This is a genomic window from Patescibacteria group bacterium (assembly GCA_034660655.1).
Classification (GTDB): Bacteria; Patescibacteriota; Patescibacteriia; order JAACEG01; family JAACEG01; genus JAACEG01.
Window position 1 is genome coordinate 1 of sequence record JAYEJU010000024.1, and the last position, 17,950, is coordinate 17,950.

A 17,950-nucleotide genomic window follows, 5' to 3' on the forward strand; every position below is an offset into this window, starting at 1 on the left:
AATTGACAGCATTTCCTTAAACCCCGATACAGTAATCAAAACCACAATGGAAATTTTAAAACAAGAAAAAAATATTACCAAAAAATAAATTCAGCTAAATAGTAACACAATAAATTTATTTTTAAAGCTATCTAAAAAAATATTAATTTTATTAAAAAATATATTACAATAAAAAATAATCTTTTAAAAACATTTAATATATCTCTAATTACATTGTCTCCTTTTATTTTTATATCTTATATAATAGCTTATTGGTTTTCACCAAGCAGAATTCTGATGGTGGCTTATTCTATAAGCTATTTTTTATTTTTGTTTTTTTATTCTTTTTTATATTCACAAACAAACAGGATACACAATTTTTCAATCAAATACACAATTATATTTAACAGTCTTATTGGAATTTGTTTTGTGGCTGATACTATTTTTGCTCATTTAAGGAAAAGCGATATGTATTTTTATTTAATAGTTATATTTTCTATATCTATTCAACTTATTATAGCCTCTTGCAACAAATATAAAAAAGATGCCCAACATTAGCTGTTGGGCAAATTAAATTTTTTTAATACAAATAAAAAAAACACAAAATTTTGTGTTTCTATTTTTTTTATTGATTTTTTTGTTAAATATGATATTCTGTTGATAGAAATTGAATAACAATTTAGTAATTTAACTTTCGGGCTTTTTGTTTGGAATATGGTTTAAATTACGGAGATTTATGAAGCTTGACAGTTATATCCGATAAGCTATAATATAAATAAGACAACAATGAAAGTAATTTATTATCATAATTTAAATTTACGGATTTCTCCGGTTAAACAATTTTTGTTTAAATATAATTTAAAACCAAACGATACTGAAAAACGAAAAAATCATAAGATTAAGACACTTGCTTTTATTGACCAAACAATACAATTTATATCCGAAAATAAAGCAAAACCGATACCGCCTATCGCCAAAACAATTAGAGGATACAAATTTCACGAGATAAGAGTTAAAGACGGCAGTAGCTTGATTAGAATTTTTTATTTTTGTTATCATCAGGAAAAATTGGTTTTGTTAAACGCCTTTGAAAAACCTGATTTGTATGAAAAAGGATTAAAGAAAAAAATAGATAAAAAAAATTATTAAAATATTAGAACAGACAAAGGAATATTATCAGGATTTTATTAAGAACCAAAATTATGAAGAATATAAATAAAAGCAAACCAAAATATGATGCTATGGCAAAAGCCAGAAAACATCCTCTTTTTAAAAAATACTCCCAAGAAGCAAAGGCGAGGATTTTGCTGGCGGCTGAAATATATGATGCCAGAACTAAAAAAGGATTAAGCCAGCAGAAATTGGCTCAAAATATAAAAACCACCCAAAAGGAAATTTCCAAAATTGAAAACGGACAGATTAATGTCGGCGTGGATTTGGTTTATGAAATAGCCAAAAATTTGGATCTCAAATTTCGGATCGGAAAAACGCGGTTGTTATAAGAAATGAGCGACAGAAATATAAAACAGTATGGTAATATGTATTACCATACTGTTTTTTTGATTCTGTTTTTTTTATTGACTTCTTTGTCTAATATGATATTCTATTAATAAAAAATGAAAAACAATTTATTAACCTAACCTTCGGGCTTTTTGTCTGAAGTATGGTTAAAATCTATTCATATAAAAACAATTATTTGATTTTTATTATTTGTAGCGATTAAAATTATTAAAAAATATAAAATATGCGAGCGGTTATCCAAAATGATGAAAGAAAAAATTTATTTCAAGTTAAATCTGTTTTGAATAAACAAATAAAAACAACTCAAAATTATTGGGAAAAAATTACGGTTGTTAAGCATCCGTCAATTAAAGGCAAAGAAAAAGAAGCGCAAAAAACATTAAAATTACCAGATATAATAAGGGTTAGTAATTCAGATAAAAATATTTTTCTTTATTATAAAAAATATTGTAAAAATTATTTATGCGTTGTTGTAAAACATAAAAATGGAGATGGTTTTATTATAACGGTTTATATAACTAATAAAATTAAAGAAGGAGAACAAATATGGAAAAAACAAAAGAACAAAAATTAAAATCAATTAAAGTTTATTATGATTCATTCGGCAATACATTGAATGTTTGGTTTGAGGATCCTAAAAAAGAATTTATTTCTGAAGAAACAGGAGACGAGGTTATTTTAAATAAAGATAAAAAAGGCAAAGTAATCGGATTTGAGAAGTTGAATTTTTTTAAGCATGGGGGCGCTTCTGTTAAATCATTGCCTGTTGAGGTGTTTTTACAGTAATTGTTAAAATAAAATTTAGTAACCTAAACTTCGGGCTTTTTGTTTGAAGCATGGTTTTAAATCCACTCGTGTAGAAACGGTCTTCTGATCGGTACTATGCGAGTGTTCTTTGTCTGAAAGAGCATTGGGCAATCCGACTTGCCCGCCGGACAGGCAGGAAGGGTTGCCGTCGACTGGAGACCTTTTTTGTAAAAATATATTTTTATGGAAAATCTAAAAAAAGAATTTGAAAAAGATATATGGCAATCTTATCATAAAACAAAAAAAGCAGGATATAATCCAACTATATTTTTTCAGATGCTTCAAAAATATGGCGGAATTGAAACAGCAAAAAAATTATTAGCGCCTCAAAATTCTATTCAATATGGATTTAAAAAATTAGATAAGTTAAACATATTATATTTGTCAGTTGAAGCGTTGGTGCTGCAAGATAAATACAAAAAATTATTCACAGAGCAGGAATTGAAAATAGCAAAATGGAAAGTAGAAAATATAGGCAAAATAAGTTGATTTTAAATTTATAAAATTTATGTTTTTAAGGTATAAATTAGACAAAAATGGAAAAAAAATACCAGACGCTAAATGCCCAAAGTGCAATTCAGACGCCTTTAAAAATCCTTTTTTTGAGTTTACAGAAGCCTATGAATGTGGTACCTGTAATTGGTGCTGGTTTCCTGAAGATGATACTGGTTTTTATTCAAATGAAAAAGATGAAAAAAAATGTTCAAAAAATTGTAAAATTAGATCAGCTGTGCCATTGATTAAAGGAAACCATAAATGGGAATGGATGCCTTTTACCAAAGATGAATATAAAAGAATGAATGATAAATGATCCTAATTTTTTATAAGATATATATTTTAAATTTTTAAGAAGAATTAAAATGACTAAAAAAATCAAAAATTATTTAAAATCATTTTGGAAATATTATATTTTGCGCAAACCAAAATTTTATAAAATTAAAAAAAGCGAGATCAAAGAATATCAAAAATATTTTAATGAAATATTGAAAAAAATAGATATTTATAATACGACAGAGTGGTTGCAATTTCAAAGAGGGAATTTTAAAAAATATGATATTGATAGTAAAAAAATATTTGAAAAATTAGAAGAAATTAAAAAAAATAAAAAAATATCTTCGTTGTATTTACAAATGATGGTTGATCAATATATTTTTGCTGATGTCTGGATTAGGGAAAGAAATAAAGATAGTTGGGTGGAAATAATATTAAAAAGAAAATCTGATGATTTTTTTCCAGATCCTTGGTCAATTTATCATAATTTTTATATTCACGAATAATCATATGGCAATTTTAACAAAAGAAATAATTAAAGAAGCGGCTGAACAAGAAGGGATAGACCCATATAAAAAATCTTTTTCGCCAAAAGATTTAAGATTAGACGCTAATAAATTTGGCGCGTTTTCTGACTATTGCGATAATACAAAATTAAGCCAATATAACGAAATAGTGATTTTAACAGCTACTGAATTTAATAAAGGAAATCGTCCGACAAAATATTTATTGAAAAAATAAAAAAAATTTATGTTCAAAAAATTAAAACAAATTTTACCTTGCTCTATTTTTAAATTCCAGATCAATTATTCAAGATTTAATCCAAAAAATTATAATTGGAGAAAAGTTAAAGAATTTTTAAAAATATTTAATTTAGCGCTGTTTGCGGTTTTTATAATTATAATGATTTTTTACGATAGTTCTATTGAAGAGTCAAATGAAGAAATAGCATATAATGTTAGTGATAACATTATTAATCATTTAGATGAATATTATTTTACGCCTGAAGATAAAAAAAATAATTGTAATATTTCTGTAATTAAATTGCATGGCTATTTGATTACATATATTCAAAATGAAAATTTAGAATGTTCTTATGGAGAATGCCAACAAATTGCTGATGAAACATCTTCGGAAAATATAATTTCAGAAATTAAAAAAGCGGAAAAAGATAATAATATCAAAGCAATAATTTTAGAAATAGATTCGTGTGGCGGATATCCCGTAGCTGCCGAAGAAGTGGCAAACGCGTTGAAAAAAGCCAAAAAGCCGACAGTTGCATTGATTAGAGAATATGGAGATTCAGCGGCTTATTACGCGGCTACTGGAGCTGATATTATTTTTGCGTCTAAAAATTCTGATGTTGGAAGCATTGGAGTTACTATGTCTTATTTAGATAATGTTAAAAAAAATCAAAAAGACGGATTAACATACAATCAATTAAGTTCTGGCAAATATAAGGATGCGTTTGACCATAATAAAAGTTTAACAGCAGATGAAAAACAATTAATTATGCGGGATGTTAAAATTATTCATGAAAATTTTATAAAAGATGTTGCTGAAAATAGAAATTTAGATATAGAAAAAGTAAGAAAATTAGCAGACGGTTCGTCTATGCTTGGACAAATGGCTTTGGAAAATGGATTGATTGACAAAATCGGCGGAATAGATGAAGTTGAAGAATATTTAAAAGAGAAGATTAACAAGGATATAAAAATTTGCTGGTAGACAATAAAATTAATTGTTTTATAAATGATAATATTAGAAAAATAAGCGTTGGCGAAGTTGAATAGAATTAATAATTGTAGAAAAATAATAAAAAATTACCCTTTAATAAAACCGGGGTAATTTTTTTAAAGTAAAATTGTTATAAAATTTTAAATCCTTCGGGTTTATTTTTTTTGTGATATTTTGTGTGTAAAATTTGACTCGCCAATTTCTTGTCTTTTTTTAGCCAGCTCATTGCTTTTTTCGCTTCTTGATTTTTGTGCGCTTCCCTGATTTTTTTCTTTTTATCAATTTGATATAAACTTTCAGCTCTTTTTATTCTTTGCAATGGAGTTGTTGGAATCGGCTGACCGCCTCCGCCAATACATCCGCCTGGACACGCCATTATTTCTACATAATCATATTCACGCGGATTTTGTTTTAGTTCCTCTAATATTTTTTTAGCGTTTCCTAAACCATTAGAGACAGCAAGTTTTAAATTTCTGTTCCCTACTTTAACCTCGGCTTTTTTAATTCCTTGCTGGCCTCTTATTTGTTTAAAATTAATTGATTTTAATTTTTCTTTATTTAATAAAAACATTGCTGTTCGCAAAGCAGATTCCATAACTCCTCCGCTTGCTCCGTAAATCGCTCCGGCGCCTGAATGTTCACCAAGCGGATTGTCTGATTTTGTTGGTTTGATTTTTGTTAAATCTATTTTATGTTTATGAAGCAAATATCCCAACTCTCTTGTTGTTAAAACAGAATCAACTAACGGTCTATTATTTAGCCATAATTCTTTTCTTGATGATTCATATTTTTTTGCCGTGCAAGGCATAATTGAAACAACAACAATTTTTTTAGGGTCAACTTTTATTTTTTTCGCCCAATAAGTTTTTATTATCCCAGCTAAATGAATATGCGGAGAGCGCGATGTTGTCAAATTTGGAATAAACTCTGGATAGTAAAATTCAACAAATTTTACCCACGCTGGACAACAAGATGTGAACATTGGCAAAACAAAATTTTTATTTTTTAATCTTTCTGCCAGTTCTTCGGCTTCAACAATGGTTGTAACATCAGCTCCAAAATTTACATCAAAAACATAATCAAAGCCCAAGGCTCGCAAGCTGGAAATCAGCTGCCCTGTCATTATTTTGCCATACGGCAGATTAAACATTTCGCCAATTGAAGTTCTAATTGATGGAGCAATTTGAGCCACTAAAATTTTATTTTTTTTATTTTTTAAATCTTTTTCTATTTCATTATAATTCAATTGTTCTTGAATAGCTGTGACAGGACAATGAACAGCGCACTGCCCGCAATAAACACAATCATGCTTGCCATCATCAACCGGAACAACTTCAATTTTATGCCCCTTATTTTTTAATTTTAAAAATCCGACACCTTGCTGTTCGCAAATATCAACACAATTCCTGCAATCAATGCATTGACTTGAATCAAGCTCAACTGCATTGCCAAATTTATAAACTTTGCGATTTTTTTTCCTATCTTTAAAACGAGTAATTTTTAGATTATATTTTTTTGCATAGTTTAATAATTTGCAATTAAAATTCATTGGGCAAGTTCCGCATTTTTCAATGTGCTCAGAGAAAATAAGCTCTAAATTTATTTTTCGCGCTTTTGCCACTCGCGAAGATTCTGTTTTTATTTCCATACCTTCTTCAATTTTTGTTGAGCAAGAAGTCGGCAAATCTTTCCTTCCTTTTATTTCAACGACACAAACTCTGCAATTTGCTTTTACTTCTGTGTCTGGGTGAAAACAAAGATGTGGAATTTCAATCCCAGCTTTATAAGCTGTTTCTAAAATAGTATCTCCTTCTTGAGCTTTTATTTTTTTATTATTAATTTTAATATTTATTATTTTTGGCATAATAATATCATTCTGAACTTCTTGCCTACCGACAGGCAGGGATTCAGAATCTATATGATTATTTATAAAGCATTATTTTAATATTGCAGATTCTGGATAATTTTTTTACTGTCGTTCAAAAATTTTTCAGAATGACAAATAAAAAAATAAAATTTTATCTATATTTCATCATTTCCATTAAACTTAAAAACGCTGTTGGCGCTGAAGTTCCCAGTCCGCAAAGACTGGTTTCTTTCATAACTTCTAAAATATCTTTTAATAATTTCCAATCAATTTTTTTACTGTTTAAAATTTCTCTAATTCTGTAAAATCCTTCTCTGCAAGGAACGCACTTTCCGCAATTTTCATTTATGTAAAAATTTACCCATTTTTGCATCAACTTTATTAAATCTTGTTTCACGTTATAAACTATGATAGCTCCAGTTCCGCATACTGATTTATTCAGCTCTTTGCCAAAAACAATTTTTCCGCAGGCGCCTCCGCCTACCTGAACGAAAAAATCATATTCTGGATAATTTTTAGTTTTTTGTAAAATCTTTTTTACGCTCCAATCTATTGGCAATTCAAAAACGCCTTGTTTTTTAGCATCTTTGCTAATGCAATAAAATCTTGTTTTTTTATATTCTTGTTTCGCTATTTTACTAATGTAATAAAAAGTTTCAACATTATTTATCAATGTTGGCTTTCCCTTTAATCCTTTTTGCAAAGGATAAGGAGGCTTTATTTTTGGCTCGCGTCTCTGATGTTCCATTGATGAAATCAAAGTTGTTTCTTCACCGCATAAATATCCGCCTGTTTCTTTAAACAATTTTATTTTTTCTTTTTTAATTATTTTTTTTAATTTTAAACCAAATTTTAAATACAAATCTTTTCTTAAATAAATATAAGCTTGGCTGTTAGAAAAAAAGTCCAAAGCGATTTTAATTCCATTTATAATTTCTTCTGGAAAATTAGCAATAAGATATTCGTCTTTAAAAACATCTGGCTCGCCCTCTGACGCGTTGCAAATAATATACTTTTTATCCATTTTTTCATTCTTAAACATCTCCCATTTTTTTGCGGTAGAAAAATTAGCGCCGCCACGGCCTAAAAAATTTGCTTTTCTAATTCTGGTTATAATATCCATAAAAAAATGTTTAATAATTACATAATACCAAAAATATATACTATTGTAAAACAAAAAAAACGCCTTATAAAAACATTTTTAAAATAAAAATCAACAAATTTTTAAATATTATTTTTTCTTTTTAAAAAAAATAAAAACAAAACCTATAATGATAAAAATAATAATAAATAATAATAAAGCTTTATTATTATTTTCTTGTTCTTGTCTATTTTCGTTTTCAAAAATAATATCGTTGCTATTTGCTTGTTTTAATTTTAGCAAAGGCGAATCGCAATTTGAATTTACGCAATCTTTAACTATTTTTCGCAAATAATCATCTGAACTTTTATTATATCCAGCTAAAAAATTATTTTCAGTTAAAAAAAGCGGAATTCCTTCTTCTATATTATATGCTTGAGACATTGCTCTAAAAAATTTATAATTATCCTCATTTTTATTCACTTCATAAGACATTACTTTTAAATTTGGAAATTCTTGTTTTAATTCTTTAATAAACGATTTTGCCTGTTCACAATAAGTGCAACCATCTCCCCAAAAAAAATAAAGTTCAACTTCATTATTATCATTTTGCGAAGCCTTTATTGATGTAAAAAAACCTGTTAATAAAAACAGGAATATAAATAAAATAAAAATTTTCTTTTTCATAAAAAATTATTTCAAAATAATATTTTCATTTTTGCTTTCAATAATTTTTCCATTTTTTATAATCGCAACCTCTAAGGAATGCTTGCCTTTTCCAATACCGCTGCATTTTGAACAATAAGGAACTTTGACATTATAAATTATCTGATAAGGATTCCCTTTAATCTCTACTTGTCTTGATTTATTTATTTTAAACAATCCATTTTTTGCTTTTATCCCTTTTACTCTTAATCCAATATTTTCCCCAACAGCAAAATTATTAAAATCAATTTTTAATTTTATTGTGTCGCCGAAAGAATAGCTTTTCTTGTCAATTTTAAAATTAAAGCTTTGTTTATTACTATCACAAAAATCACCTTCGCAAGCAAATTTTTCATTAAAATTTAAACTATTTCCGATAATAAATTGTGTTAAAACAAAACAAATCAAAATCGCGAAAAACAAAAAAATAATCGCTCCATATAAATTTCCAAAAATTTTATAAAGTTTTTTCATATTCTTTTTTTTGTTTTTCATTTAATCTATCAATAATCAAAATCCCGTTCAGATGATCAATTTCGTGCTGTAAAATCCGAGCCATCAAATCTTTAGCTTCTATTCTGATTTTTTTTCCTGAATAACTGATGCCTGACGCAATTATTTTTTTGCTTCTGTTAATTTCAACTTCCAAGCCAGGCAAGCTAAGGCATCCTTCTTTATCTTTTTGTTTACGCCAAGATTTTTTTACTATTTTAGGATTGATAATCGCCAAATCTTCATTGCCGTCATTTGCTATAATTATCCTTTTGCTGACTCCGACTTGCGGAGCCGCCAACCCAGCGCCGTTATATTTCTGCATTGTTTCTGTCATATCTAAAATCAAATTTTTTATATTATCATCAACTTTTTCAACTTCTTTAGCTTCTTTCCTTAAAATAGAATCTGGATATTTTTTAATATTTAAAATCATAAAATTATTTTTTAGCGCATTTTTTTACAAACTCAATAAAAAGCGGATGTGGCGCAAGCGGACGGGATTTATATTCTGGATGAAATTGCGTTCCAATAAAAAATGGATGATCAGGCAATTCAATGGCTTCAACTAACTTGTTGTCTGGCGATGTTCCGCAAATAACCAATCCTGCTTTTTCAACCTGCTCCCTATATTTATTGTTAAATTCATAACGATGCCTATGCCGTTCAGAAATATTTTTTTCTTTATTATAAATATCATAAAGACGTGTTCCTTTTTTTACTTTGCACGGCCACGCGCCTAAACGAATAGTTCCGCCGTATTTTTTTTCTTTTACATATTTTTCTTGATCTGGCATAATATGAATTATCTGATATGGCGTTTTTGGATTAATTTCAGCTGAATCAGCGTCTTTTAAATTGCAAACATTTCTGGCAAATTCAATAACAGCCATCTGCATTCCATAACATAAGCCAAAATATGGAACTTTATTTTCCCTGCAATATTTTATTGCCTTTATTTTTCCTTCACTCCCGCGGGAGCCCCATCCTTGAGGGATTATTATTCCGTCCAATTTTTTTAAACATCGCGTTCCTTCGTCCTCCAACTGTTTTGTTGAAAGCCAAATGAATTCAGGCTTTATTTTGTTAAAAATAGCTCCATGCTTGACTGCTTCTATGACGGAAATATAAGAATCAGTTAAAATAAAATCGCCTGTGTTAAAATATTTTCCAACAATTCCTATCTTTATTTTTTGTTCAGCGCTTTTAGCTTTTTTAACCATATTTTTCCAATCTATCAAATCATGGTTGCGTTGTTTAATATTGAATTTTCTTAAAATCAAATCTCCTAAATTATCTTTTTCAAAATTAATAGGAACATCATAAATCAAATCTATGTCAGGAGCTGAAATTACATCTTCGCTTTTTATATTGCAAAAAATTGAAATCTTTTTCTTGCGAGGCTCATCTAACGGCCTTTTGCTCCTTGCAATAATAAAATCCGGCTGAATTCCTGAAGCATTTAATGTTCTTACGGCATGCTGGGTTGGCTTGGTTTTCATTTCTCCAATTTTGTCGGGAATCGGCAGATAACTTACCATAAAAAACAAAACACCATCCGTATTTTCCAAATGCATCATTCGCGCTGCTTCTAAAAAAAGCAAATTTTGATATTCGCCGACTGTTCCGCCAATTTCAACAATAGTAAAATCAGCGTTCGCGATTGAAGACGCTTTTTTAATACGGTTAATTACTTCTTCTGGAATATGCGGAACAACTTCAACGCACTTGCCTTTGTATTCTAAATTTCTTTCTCTCTCGATTACAGAAAGATAAACTCTTCCTGTTGTCATATAATTATCGCTCGGAATGTCTTGATTTAAAAAACGCTCATAATTGCCAATGTCCTGGTCTGTTTCATCACCATCGTTAGTCACAAAAACTTCTCCGTGTTCAATCGGATTCATTGTTCCAGCGTCAACATTTATATATGGATCAATTTTCACTGCTGTGGCTTTAAACCCTTTGCCTTGCAAAACCTTTCCAATAGAAGCTGAAGTAATACCTTTTCCAACTCCTGACATAACACCGCCAATAACAAAAATATATTTTCTCATAGATATATTTTTTTAAAATTACAAAATTATAGAATTGTAATTCCCGCGAAGGCGGGAATCCAGTATTTATTACACAAAATATAGATTCCCGCCTTCGCGGGAATGACAAATGGATTATTCTACTATTATTTTTATTCTCGCCTCTAATCCATGATTTAAAATAATAACGATGTCATATTCTCCCGTCTCTTTTATAATAACCATATTTATCTGCTCTTCTTTTATTTTAAACTTTTTTTTATTTAACAACTTAAAAACATCTTGTTTGCTTATTGCCGCATAAAGTTTTCCTTGTTCGTTAGTTTTTGCTTTGATTATAAATTCTTGCCCATCAAGTTTCTCAGCTATTTTTTCTGTTCTTAATAAATCCTTTTCTGCTTTTATAGCGTTTTTAAAATCCTGCTTTTTTATGTCTGATATTGTTTTTTCAGTGGCAACTTCAGCCAACTTTTTTGGCAACAAAAAATTTCTAAAATATCCGTCAGACACATTTTTTATTTCCCCCCTATCACCTACATTTTTTACATCTTGCAATAAAATAACTTTCATATTATTGTTATCTTAAAAAATTATTAAATCATATTAATCATAGCCTTAAAAATAAAAACCGCACTATGTTTGCTTCAATAATATATCTAAAAAAACTTAATGTCAATTTCATTTTCTTAATATTTCTAACGCTTTATCTAATTGTGTATCACGATCGTTGTTATAATCCTCGTCGGTTAATTCAATCTCAATATCCGGCTCAATCCCTTCCATATCTATTGCCCTTTCTTTTGGAGTGAGCCATTTTGCTATTGTTATTTTAATTTTTGATCCATCGCTCAAAGATCGCAAATCCTGGACAGAACCTTTGCCAAAAGTTTTTTCTCCAAGCAAAGTCGCTAAGTTATAATCCTGCAAAGCTCCTGCAATAATTTCTGATGCTGAAGCGCTACCTTCGTTAATTAAAACAATTGTCGGAATCCCAGCAAATTCGCCCCTGCCGTCTGACCTATGATACAATTTATTGGTTTCGCTGAATTTTTCCATCACGACAACATCGCCTTTCCTAATCCATTTCCCGGCAATATCAACGGCAACATCTAAAAATCCGCCTGGATTACCCCTTAAATCCAAAATGATTCCGCTGATATTTTTATTCAAATTTTCATTTGCCATTTTATTAAAAAGCTCTTCAGTATCGTAATTAAAATGAGAAATTTCTACATATAAAATATTATTATTTTTTATTTCCCATTTTACAGTATCAAAATGAATTTTATTTCTAATTATCTCTATGTCTATTTCGCTATCTTCTCCTTCACGAAAAACAGTTAACACAACTTTTGTCCCAGCGTCGCCTCTGATTAATGACACAGCTTCATTCAAAGTTAAATGCACTGCTTCCTTGCCGTCAATTTTATAAATTTTGTCTCCAGACTTTAAACCAGCTTTTTCAGCAGGACTGTCAGGCAACGGCGAAATAACTATTAACATCTTATTTTTTATCCCTATTTCAGCGCCAATTCCTTCAAACTCTGAAGAAAGTTCTCTTTCAAATTCTTTAGATATTTCAGGATCTAAAAAAATTGAATATGGATCACCTAGAGACGCCACTTCTCCAGCTAACGCACCGTAAAAAAGCTGTTCATTCGGAACAGGACCGTCAACATAATTATTTTGGATAATATCCCAAACTTCCCAAAAAAGATTAAAATCAATACTATTGCCTGAATTTTCTTTTAAAGCATTTTTGTTAATTATTACTTTGCCGTCTGTTATGGTTTTTCTAAAATCTTGTTCCTCCCCGACCGTTAATCCCAAAAGAAAAACAAATATTAATAAAAAAATAGCTAAACTTGCTTTTAAAAAATTTTTAAACATAATTTTTTATAACTTTACTTTATTTTAATTCTATCAGAATAATTTAAAAAATCAACAGGCGCTGATTTTAATTAAAAAATCCCGCTCAAACAACGGAATATAAAAAAATACACTTTTATATCAAAATACATTAAAATTTACAGCTTCTTAAAATAATATTCTAATATTCTGCAGAATGTTAGAATATTATTTTTGGCGTTTTAAAATTTTGACAACCCCTTTATTAGCGTCTACTTCCACTAAATCCCCGTCTTTCAAAACTTGGGTAGCGATTTTAGTTCCGATAATACAAGGTTTATTCATCTCGCGGGCGACTATGGCGGCGTGGCAAGTTATACCTCATTCATCAGTTATAAATCCTGCTGCTTTTTTTATTGGAATAATATAATCAGGTGTTGTCATCGTGGCAATTAAAAAATCATTTTTTTAATCTTATCACATTGTCTTGGTGAAAGCAAAATTTGGGAAAAACTCGAGCCGAGCAATTTTCCTTTTATCCCTTGTTATACGAGGGTGAACGAAACGAAGTGTAGTGAAAGCGCAACGCCCCCTTGAGTTTTACTCAATTTTTGTTTTTTCCAATTTATCCGCAAAGTGCTTAAACAAATCTCTAAACAATTCAGTTAAATGGGCAATAAAATTACTGCGGTCACTATCGTAATGCTGATTTTGAATATCCACTAATAATGCACCAACACAACGCTCGGCCATCATCATATTAAACTTTCTTTCAAAATCAGCATCCTGTATTACGACTGGTAGTTTTTTATATTCTTCAAGCCAATTTTGCAGATATTCAATTATTTGCTCGACGGTTATATTTTGGTCGCGCAAACTTTTAATGCCCGCCCAAAGGTGAAAAGTAGTATCGTAGAATTCTGGACGATAAGACCAAAACAAATTTGACATCAATACGTATTCTTTATCGGACAATTTAAAAATATCATCATAGGTGAAATGCCCATGCATGAATTCCATTTTTATTGATGGCAAATGTTTGCCAGCCAGAGAAAGAAATTTTTCCACGTTTTTAACTTCAGTTTCATCCAGACGTCCTTTGATTTGCGCAATTTTTGCCCAATGTGAAACACGCTGGGCGGTAAAGACTAAACTGCTTTGTTCGTTCGGCTCTCGTTCAATAAATGGATCGCGCAAACATTTCGCTCTGTATTCCTGATAGAGAGCGCAAAAATCTTTTATTTGTTCCTGCTTTGCAAAAGGTGGTTGATATATTTGTGGTGCGTCAACATATTCCAAAAGTAAGAAGCCATAGCCGTCTTTTTCATTCCACTTTGAGCCATCATATAATTTCGGCAATCTGATTTTTGCGCTCTCGTTCTGGTCGTTAAACCTGCTAATCATGTCAATCTCATCAACATCTGGCTGAAGTCCTTGGATTTTCAACACTGTTGGATTATCCTGCCAAACGCCTTTGTAAATCAAACTGCCGACTTTATCTTTATCATAAATCTGGCCACGAAAAATTTCTTTTTCTGGCTGGAAATTTATTTTGGTCGTTATTTCTTCGAGCACTCGTTTTTCATTGTCTGCAAAATTGGCATGCTCAAAATATTTTTCAGTAATTTTATTACCCATGTTTTAGTTGAGCTTAAAAAACAAAAATTAAGTAAAATTTCGCCTAACGTTTGGGATATACGAAGTTTTTCTGAAACGAAGTGGAAGAAAAATTTGGGTGAGGGGCGAGCCGAGGACTGAACCGTATATCCCTTGTTATACGCCCCGACGACTGAAAGAAGGAGAGCCTGCAAGGCGTGGTCGGAGCGAAGCAAAGAAATTTGAAAAATATTTTTAAATAAATTATTTTTGATAGGCTACATTATTATATAAATTTGTTTTTTATTTTGGGCAGAGGGGTCAGGGGTTAATTCCCGAAACCCAAAACACCTTATTATCAATCTACAATATTATGCTTTTTAAATACATCAAGAAAAGTAGGCGTTGCAAAGCCGAGTGAATAATTTGCGTTCAATGTTTCAATATATGCCTTTTCTTTATATATTTTTAATAATTTAGCGCCTTCATCAGAAATCGAATTTTCGCGTTCTACTATTCTAATCGACTTGAACCCATGCACTAACGAAACTACTTTGCCTGTTTTTGCATCAAATATGGGTCCTCCACTATTTCCTGGATTAAAAGCGAGTGTAAATTCATATAAATAATTTGTTTGAGAAGTTTGGTATCTACAATTAACAACACCTTGGTCTGTTCGAAGTAAAATATTACCAATCAATGGTTTGTTTATATTTCTTTCTTAAAATTCAAGCTTACAAAGAGGATAACCCAATACTCCAACCTCTGAACCAATAGGTAAAAAATCTTTTGATATTCGGATAAAATCATTCCTATCGGCAAATATTTTTTCACCGACTTGATAAAATTCATCATCAAGATAAATAATGGCGAGGTCTATATCTGGATAAGTAAAAATTTCTTTGTTTAATTTTGGTTCAAAAATTCTACAATGCCAGTTATTCTCATCGTCATGTTTTAAAAGATAATATTTATCACCGTCTTGATGTTGCGCAAGTTCACCTTTCCCTGTGTTGTTTATAACGTGTGCGGCTGTTACATATCTATTTGGTGCTGCAATAAATCCAGATCCTAAAGTTATCCAATTTATACTTTCTTGCTCGCCAATTTTTGTTTTTCTACCGCGAACAACAATATAGACAGATTTTTTTAACCATTTCACACATTCAGAAAAAGAATGAAAATTTTCTGGTCTTTTCGGAAGCTTCGGTCCTTGATACTTCTTATTTCTTTTCTTCTTTTTTGACATATAAAAAACTTGTTATTTAAGAGTCTTTAACATATCCATATTTAGCTCTTTAACAGAATAAACACCTTTCATTTTTTTCAAAAACTCTCTTGAATTATAAACTTCATCCGCAACAAAAATATAAATATTATGATTTCTTATGCTTTTGGCTTTTTCTTCGTTTAAGTCTAATCCTAGGGTTATTTCTATCATTATGTCGATTCTGCTCATTTGAGCAGTTTTTATAAATTGTTTATATCTTTCTCTAAGTGTTCTTTTAGCACCTATTCCAAAAGTTTTTTTGCCTAGCTCAAAAAAAAATCAAACTCAGTGCTTGAATCGTTTTTATCATGAATTTTTGTTATTTTTTCTTCTGGTATTCCTATTTTTGTAAGGACTGACAATATTCTATCTTCATAATCTGTTCCTGAATCAGAAATGATTGATTGATTAACACTTTCTGAAAACATCAGCATGAAAATTTGATTTGGCTCAACTCCATTTTTCTTGAGTTTAATGGCAAATTCTGACAATTTTTTGATAAACTTATGTGTATCGTCTGACATGAAATTTGTCTTTCCTGCCTCTATTTAAGAAAAGAAAAGAAGTGCTAACAACGCTCCATTAACTCTTGTTGCGTATGGTCTATATACCGAAACTTTGTCATATTTTAAAGATAAAGGATCCAATTTTTCTAAATCTGAAATTCCAATAACATCTGTTAATTTTGCTTCTTGCAAAAGAAGATCTTTTATCAAATAAAGTTTCAAACTAAATATAAATAAATCCAAATCAATTTTGTTTTCCAGTGTTTCAACGATTATATATAAGATATTCTGCTTGTCTTGTCCTTTGATTTGTTGAATAGAATCTAAAAATTTTTCATTACACAATTCAATTTTAGAATCTTTAAATAAAGTGTAGATTTCCAAAAAGTTAAAAGCCTGTTTCTCTGATAACTTAGCTTTTACTAATTGCTTTAACAAAAAATAAAACTTTAGATTTATATCTAACTTTTCTTTACCAATTTGTAATTTTTTTATTTTCATAATTATTTTTTATTAAATGAATCTAAGGCTTTCTTGATTTCTTTTGCTAAAACAATAATAACTGGAACAGCGACGCTATTTCCAAATTGTTTATAAGCTGACGTATCACTAACAGGAATTTTAAATATTTCTGGATATCCTTGAAGTCTAGCAGCCTCTCTCGGAGTTATTTTTCTAGGATTTTTATTTTTTTGTTTTATTAAAATTTCAGATCCATCTTTATAATATCTTGCAGATATTGTGCTTGTATATTCTGAATTTTCATCAAACATAGAGTAGCCAAAGCCATTTCCTTTTTCTCTATGTTCCTTTTTCCTTCTTTGATGACCAGCCCATAATTTATCTGAAATTGTATATTTATCATCAACTTTCTTATCTAGAATATCTCCAACTTTTACTTTCTTTGTTGGCTTTGGAAATTTAAAATCAACATCTTCTAAAAATCCTATAATATAAATTCTTTCTCTATTTTGCGGCACTCCATAATTTTTTGCATTCAAAACTTCGGCATAAACCTTATATCCGAGTTTTTCTAAAGTTTCTTTAACAACTCTGAAAGTATTTCCTTTATCATGACTTCTGAAGCCTTTTACGTTTTCAAGGAATACGACCTTTGGCTTATGATGTTTTACTATTCTAACAATATCAAAAAATAAAGTTCCTCTAGAATCTTCAAAGCCTTTTTTTAATCCTGCGTTAGAAAATGGCTGGCATGGAAAACCGGCACAAAGAATATCAAATTCTGGTATGTTTTTTTCTTTAACTTTTGTTATATCGCCCTCAAATAGATTAACCCCTTTTGAAAATAATCCAACTTCAAAAACTTTTGGGGATAGAGCTTTAAAATTTTCTTCATATGTTATTCTTGCTTTGTCGTCCCATTCAGATACAAAAACACATTCACCGCCTATGCTGTGAAGTCCTAAATGGAAACCGCCAATTCCTGCAAATAAATCTATAAATTTCATAATGTCATTATATTTTAATTCCCCTTATAAATAAATCGTTTTCGGAGCGGAGAGGAGGAAATACCATATTTCCCCTAATCAAAAAAATAAAAAACAAATTTATTCCTTATTGAAAAAGCCTGTCAAAATTCCTTATAAAAAGAAAAATATTTTTTGAATTGCGTATAACGTTCGCGTGTATAAGAAATTTCACCGACTTCCTTATTATTCTATCATAGAGGAGGCAAAATTTGGGTGGAAAAAAATTTTACTCATCATTATCATT

Annotated in this window: 25 protein-coding genes; 9 read left to right on the plus strand and 16 right to left on the minus strand. The window is 29.7% G+C overall.

The window, feature by feature from the left end:
• Window positions 1–822 precede the first annotated feature (822 nt).
• The 9 genes from U9O55_01865 (at window position 823) to sppA (ending at window position 4,806) form a co-directional block, all read left to right on the plus strand.
• Window positions 823–1,128 (plus strand): type II toxin-antitoxin system RelE/ParE family toxin, encoded by a 306-nt coding sequence (locus tag U9O55_01865; protein MEA2088567.1) that lies wholly within the window; start codon window positions 823–825, stop codon window positions 1,126–1,128.
• A gap of 53 nt (window positions 1,129–1,181) precedes the next feature.
• Window positions 1,182–1,481, plus strand: coding sequence for a helix-turn-helix transcriptional regulator (locus U9O55_01870; protein ID MEA2088568.1), 300 nt, complete (start codon window positions 1,182–1,184; stop codon window positions 1,479–1,481).
• 242 nt (window positions 1,482–1,723) lie between these two features.
• Window positions 1,724–2,074, plus strand: coding sequence for a DUF4258 domain-containing protein (locus tag U9O55_01875; GenBank protein ID MEA2088569.1), 351 nt, complete (start codon window positions 1,724–1,726; stop codon window positions 2,072–2,074).
• Complete coding sequence (locus U9O55_01880) at window positions 2,047–2,286, plus strand: DUF2283 domain-containing protein (protein ID MEA2088570.1); 240 nt, start codon at window positions 2,047–2,049, stop codon at window positions 2,284–2,286. Before U9O55_01875 ends, U9O55_01880 begins: the two co-directional genes overlap by 28 nt.
• Window positions 2,287–2,490: 204 nt before the next feature.
• Window positions 2,491–2,796 carry a hypothetical protein gene (locus U9O55_01885; protein ID MEA2088571.1) on the plus strand — a complete coding sequence of 102 codons (306 nt, stop codon included), beginning with the start codon at window positions 2,491–2,493 and terminating at the stop codon, window positions 2,794–2,796.
• A 19-nt stretch (window positions 2,797–2,815) separates the two neighbouring features.
• Complete coding sequence (locus tag U9O55_01890) at window positions 2,816–3,118, plus strand: hypothetical protein (GenBank protein ID MEA2088572.1); 303 nt, start codon at window positions 2,816–2,818, stop codon at window positions 3,116–3,118.
• Window positions 3,119–3,167: 49 nt separating this feature from the next.
• On the plus strand, window positions 3,168–3,584 hold the full coding sequence (locus U9O55_01895; protein ID MEA2088573.1) for a hypothetical protein: 417 nt from the start codon (window positions 3,168–3,170) through the stop codon (window positions 3,582–3,584).
• A gap of 4 nt (window positions 3,585–3,588) precedes the next feature.
• On the plus strand, window positions 3,589–3,819 hold the full coding sequence (locus tag U9O55_01900) for a hypothetical protein (GenBank protein ID MEA2088574.1): 231 nt from the start codon (window positions 3,589–3,591) through the stop codon (window positions 3,817–3,819).
• A gap of 9 nt (window positions 3,820–3,828) precedes the next feature.
• Window positions 3,829–4,806, plus strand: a complete 978-nt coding sequence (sppA, locus tag U9O55_01905; protein ID MEA2088575.1) for a signal peptide peptidase SppA — start codon at window positions 3,829–3,831, stop codon at window positions 4,804–4,806.
• A 139-nt stretch (window positions 4,807–4,945) separates the two neighbouring features.
• Here the strand turns inward: sppA and U9O55_01910 are convergent, their stop codons facing one another.
• The 16 genes from U9O55_01910 to U9O55_01985 all read right to left on the minus strand — a co-directional run bounded on the left by U9O55_01910 (window position 4,946) and on the right by U9O55_01985 (window position 17,685).
• On the minus strand, window positions 4,946–6,679 hold the full coding sequence (locus tag U9O55_01910) for a [FeFe] hydrogenase, group A (GenBank protein ID MEA2088576.1): 1,734 nt from the start codon (window positions 6,677–6,679) through the stop codon (window positions 4,946–4,948).
• Between the two features lie 154 nt (window positions 6,680–6,833).
• Entirely contained in the window at window positions 6,834–7,805 is a 972-nt protein-coding gene (locus tag U9O55_01915; protein MEA2088577.1) for an NADH-ubiquinone oxidoreductase-F iron-sulfur binding region domain-containing protein, read from the minus strand.
• Window positions 7,806–7,913: 108 nt separating this feature from the next.
• A complete protein-coding gene (locus tag U9O55_01920; protein MEA2088578.1) occupies window positions 7,914–8,450 on the minus strand; it encodes a thioredoxin family protein in 537 nt (178 codons plus the stop codon).
• A gap of 6 nt (window positions 8,451–8,456) precedes the next feature.
• Complete coding sequence (locus tag U9O55_01925) at window positions 8,457–8,942, minus strand: hypothetical protein (protein ID MEA2088579.1); 486 nt, start codon at window positions 8,940–8,942, stop codon at window positions 8,457–8,459.
• Window positions 8,926–9,396, minus strand: coding sequence for a peptide deformylase (gene def / locus U9O55_01930; protein MEA2088580.1), 471 nt, complete (start codon window positions 9,394–9,396; stop codon window positions 8,926–8,928). Before def ends, U9O55_01925 begins: the two co-directional genes overlap by 17 nt.
• A gap of 4 nt (window positions 9,397–9,400) precedes the next feature.
• Window positions 9,401–11,017: a CTP synthase gene (locus U9O55_01935; GenBank protein ID MEA2088581.1), complete on the minus strand. Its 1,617-nt coding sequence runs from the start codon at window positions 11,015–11,017 to the stop codon at window positions 9,401–9,403.
• A 114-nt stretch (window positions 11,018–11,131) separates the two neighbouring features.
• A complete protein-coding gene (rplI, locus tag U9O55_01940) occupies window positions 11,132–11,566 on the minus strand; it encodes a 50S ribosomal protein L9 (protein ID MEA2088582.1) in 435 nt (144 codons plus the stop codon).
• A gap of 108 nt (window positions 11,567–11,674) precedes the next feature.
• Window positions 11,675–12,886 carry a S41 family peptidase gene (locus U9O55_01945; protein MEA2088583.1) on the minus strand — a complete coding sequence of 404 codons (1,212 nt, stop codon included), beginning with the start codon at window positions 12,884–12,886 and terminating at the stop codon, window positions 11,675–11,677.
• A gap of 186 nt (window positions 12,887–13,072) precedes the next feature.
• The gene (locus tag U9O55_01950; GenBank protein MEA2088584.1) at window positions 13,073–13,222 is read right to left on the minus strand and encodes a PEP-utilizing enzyme; all 150 of its coding nucleotides are present in this window, start codon (window positions 13,220–13,222) and stop codon (window positions 13,073–13,075) included.
• A gap of 222 nt (window positions 13,223–13,444) precedes the next feature.
• The gene (locus U9O55_01955; protein MEA2088585.1) at window positions 13,445–14,482 is read right to left on the minus strand and encodes a hypothetical protein; all 1,038 of its coding nucleotides are present in this window, start codon (window positions 14,480–14,482) and stop codon (window positions 13,445–13,447) included.
• A gap of 316 nt (window positions 14,483–14,798) precedes the next feature.
• Entirely contained in the window at window positions 14,799–15,140 is a 342-nt protein-coding gene (locus U9O55_01960; protein ID MEA2088586.1) for a hypothetical protein, read from the minus strand.
• Between the two features lie 21 nt (window positions 15,141–15,161).
• Window positions 15,162–15,689, minus strand: coding sequence for a hypothetical protein (locus tag U9O55_01965; GenBank protein MEA2088587.1), 528 nt, complete (start codon window positions 15,687–15,689; stop codon window positions 15,162–15,164).
• A 12-nt stretch (window positions 15,690–15,701) separates the two neighbouring features.
• A complete protein-coding gene (locus tag U9O55_01970; protein MEA2088588.1) occupies window positions 15,702–15,899 on the minus strand; it encodes a hypothetical protein in 198 nt (65 codons plus the stop codon).
• Between the two features lie 74 nt (window positions 15,900–15,973).
• Window positions 15,974–16,234, minus strand: a complete 261-nt coding sequence (locus U9O55_01975; GenBank protein ID MEA2088589.1) for a hypothetical protein — start codon at window positions 16,232–16,234, stop codon at window positions 15,974–15,976.
• Between the two features lie 24 nt (window positions 16,235–16,258).
• The gene (locus U9O55_01980; GenBank protein MEA2088590.1) at window positions 16,259–16,717 is read right to left on the minus strand and encodes a hypothetical protein; all 459 of its coding nucleotides are present in this window, start codon (window positions 16,715–16,717) and stop codon (window positions 16,259–16,261) included.
• Window positions 16,718–16,719: 2 nt separating this feature from the next.
• Complete coding sequence (locus U9O55_01985) at window positions 16,720–17,685, minus strand: DNA cytosine methyltransferase (protein ID MEA2088591.1); 966 nt, start codon at window positions 17,683–17,685, stop codon at window positions 16,720–16,722.
• Window positions 17,686–17,950: the final 265 nt, after the last annotated feature.